Origin of the sequence: Streptomyces sp. SPB074 (genome assembly GCF_000154905.1) — a bacterium.
GTDB lineage: Bacteria > Actinomycetota > Actinomycetes > Streptomycetales > Streptomycetaceae > Streptomyces.
In genome coordinates this window covers 4368611-4371860 of record NZ_GG770539.1, presented here as the reverse complement: position 1 = coordinate 4371860, position 3250 = coordinate 4368611, and the positions used below count along the sequence as shown (strand labels likewise).

Below are 3250 nucleotides of genomic sequence, written 5' to 3'. Positions count from 1 at the left end.
GCCAATACCCCCTGGGGCGAGGGGAGTTACGACACGGGTCCGCTCCCGCACCAGCCCGGCGCGATGCCCGCGCGGGGCGGGGCCTCGGAGGGGCTGAGCCACTCGGGCGCCGACACCGGCACGTACGACGCCTCCGCGTGGAACGCGGCGGCCCCCGGCCACCCCGACCTGAGCACACCCCCGCACGGCACTCCGCTCCCCGTCCCGCCCGGCTCCACGGCGCGCGAGCACACCCCGGAGCCCCCCGCGAGCGACACGGGTGACGTCGGCGGGGCGCGGGAGACCGGCGAGACGGGGGAACTCCCGCTCGTCGGCGCCGGGGCGCCCCCGCACGGGCCCGGGGAGCAGCCCGAGGCCGGACGCGGGCGCGGCAGGCGCCGTCCCGCCAAGCGCTCCGCGCTCCTCACCATCGCGGTGCCGTCCGCGTGCGTCATGGGGGTCGCGGGGGTCGCCGCCGCCTCCGTCGGGGACTTCGGCGGCGACAGCGCCACCGCCAACACGGCGAGCGCCCCGACCTCGCCCGTCAAGGCCGCCGCCGCGAACAACAGGCTCGACACCCAGCTCGCCGATCTCTCCCGCGCCGCCGACGACGTCGCCGACCGCGCGAGCCGCACCCAGGAGCGCATCGATCTCAAGGCGAAGAAGGAGGCGGAGCACAAGGCCGCCGTCGCCGAGGCCGCGCGCAAGGAGCGCGAGCGCCCCAAATTCGTCCTCCCCGTCACGCAGCGCGGCCTGAGCGCCTACTTCGGGCAGGCGGGCGTCAACTGGATGTCGCAGCACACCGGCATCGACTTCCCCGTCGCCTACGGCACCCCCGTCATGGCCGCGACCGACGGCACCGTGCGGAGCCAGTGGAACAGCGCCTACGGGAACATGGCGATCCTCACCGCGAAGGACGGCACGGAGACCTGGTACTGCCACCTCTCCAGCACGACGCTTCCGAGCGGGACCCCGGTCAAGGCCGGACAGGTCATCGCCCACTCGGGGAACTCGGGCAACTCGACCGGCCCGCACATGCACTTCGAGGTACGGCCCGGCGCCGGCGCGGCGATCGACCCCCTGCCGTGGCTGCGCAGCCACGGCCTGGACCCCACCTAGAGACCGGACGCACCCCGGCCGGCCCCTCCGGTACTCGCAGGGCGGGGCGCGGGGCAGCTCCCCACCCCCCGCAGGACCCGCGCTACAACTTCTCCACCGGCGCGTACCGCAGCAGCAGCCGCTTCGGCTTCTCCCCCCCGAAGTCCACTGTCGCCTCCGCGTTGCCCCCGGCGCCCTTCACTCCGACGACCGTGCCCAGCCCGAACTGGTCGTGCGTCACCCGGTCCCCGACCGCGAGGGCGACCACCGGCTTCTCCTCCGCGCGCCGCGTCGCGAACGCGGGCGCGCCGCGCCGCGCGCGCGAGGACGACAGCGAGGCCGCGATCCCGGCCGCCGGACCGGCCGCCACCTTGGCGGGCGCCGCACCCGTCCGCTTCCACTCCAGGTGGTCGGCGGGGATCTCCTCCAGGAACCGCGAAGGCGGGTTGTACTGCGGCTGGCCCCAGGCGCTGCGCAGCGTGGAACGGGTCAGGTAGAGCCGTTCGCGGGCACGCGTGATGCCCACGTAGGCGAGCCGCCGCTCCTCCTCCAGCTCCTTGACCTGCCCGAGCGCCCGCATGTGCGGGAAGACGCCGTCCTCCATGCCGGTGAGGAAGACGACGGGGAATTCCAGGCCCTTCGCGGTGTGCAGCGTCATCAGCGTGATGACGCCGTCACCGTCCTCCTCGTCGGGGATCTGGTCGGAGTCGGCGACGAGCGCGACCCTCTCCAGGAACTCCGCGAGCGTCCCGGCCCCCTCCTCGTCGCCCCGCTCCTGCTCGAACTCCAGCGCCACGGAGGCGAGTTCCTGCAAGTTCTCGATACGCGTCTCGTCCTGCGGGTCGGTCGACGCCTGCAACTCGGCGAGATACCCGGTCCGTTCGAGAACGGCCTCCAGGACGACGGCGGGGCCCGCGCCCGATTCGGTGATCGTGCGCAGCTCCTCCATCAGTGTGTTGAACCGCTTGATCGCGTTCGCCGAGCGGGCCGCCATCCCGTACGCCTCGTCCACCCGCCTGAGCGCCTGCGGGAAGGTGATCCGCTCGCGCTGCGAGAGCGCGTCGATCATCGCCTCGGAGCGGTCCCCGATGCCGCGCTTGGGCACGTTGAGGATGCGGCGCAGCGGCACGCTGTCCTCGGGGTTGGCGAGGACGCGCAGGTAGGCGAGGACGTCGCGGACCTCGCGGCGCTCGTAGAAGCGGACGCCGCCGACGACCTTGTAGGGCAGCCCGACGCGGATGAAGACCTCTTCGAAGACACGGGACTGCGCGTTCGTGCGGTAGAACACGGCCATGTCGCCCGGCTTCGCGTCGCCGGCGTCGGTGAGCCGGTCGATCTCGTCCGCGACGAACTGCGCCTCGTCGTGCTCCGTGTCGGCGACGTACCCGGTGATCTTCGGGCCGTTGCCCGCCTCGGTCCACAGGTTCTTCGGGCGGCGGTTCTCGTTGCGCTCGATGACGGCGTTGGCGGCGGAGAGGATCGTCTGCGTGGAGCGGTAGTTCTGCTCCAGGAGGATCGTCTTCGCGTTCGGGTAGTCCTCCTCGAACTGGAGGATGTTGCGGATCGTCGCGCCACGGAAGGCGTAGATCGACTGGTCCGCGTCGCCCACGACGCACAGCTCGGCCGGCTCCGGCGCCGGGCCGCCGTCGTACCCCGTCCCCCCGTCGGCGGGCCCGACCAGCTCCTTGACCAGCGTGTACTGCGCGTGGTTGGTGTCCTGGTACTCGTCGACCAGGACGTGCCGGAAGCGGCGGCGGTAGTGCTCGGCGACGTCGGGGAACGCCTGGAGCAGATGGACCGTCGTCATGATGATGTCGTCGAAGTCCAGCGCGTTCGCCTCGCGCAGGCGCGCCTGGTACGTCGTGTACGCCTGCGAGAGCGTCTTCTCGAAGGCCCCGGCGGCCTCGCCCGCGACCTCGTCCGCGTACGCCTCGGCGTCGATCAGCTCGTTCTTGAGGTTCGAGATCTTCGCCGTGAAGGACTTCGGCGGGAAACGCTTGGGGTCGAGGTCCAGGTCACGGCAGACGAGCGCCATGAGCCGCTTGGAATCGGCCGCGTCGTAGATCGAGAACGAGGACGTGAAGCCGAGCTTCTTCGACTCGCGGCGCAGGATGCGGACGCAGGCGCTGTGGAACGTCGAGACCCACATCGCCCCCGCACGCGGCCCGACGAG

General features: G+C 72.2%; 2 protein-coding genes. One reads left to right on the top strand and one right to left on the bottom strand.

Annotated features, from left to right (window positions below):
• Window positions 1-1098, top strand: a 1098-nt coding sequence (locus SSBG_RS18350) for a M23 family metallopeptidase (protein WP_078491345.1), incomplete at its 5' end; no start/stop codon positions are given.
• A gap of 82 nt (window positions 1099-1180) precedes the next feature.
• On the opposite strand, the gene pcrA is transcribed toward SSBG_RS18350, so the two are convergent.
• On the bottom strand, window positions 1181-3250 hold a 2070-nt coding region (gene pcrA / locus SSBG_RS18345; RefSeq protein WP_037870093.1), incomplete at its 5' end, for a DNA helicase PcrA.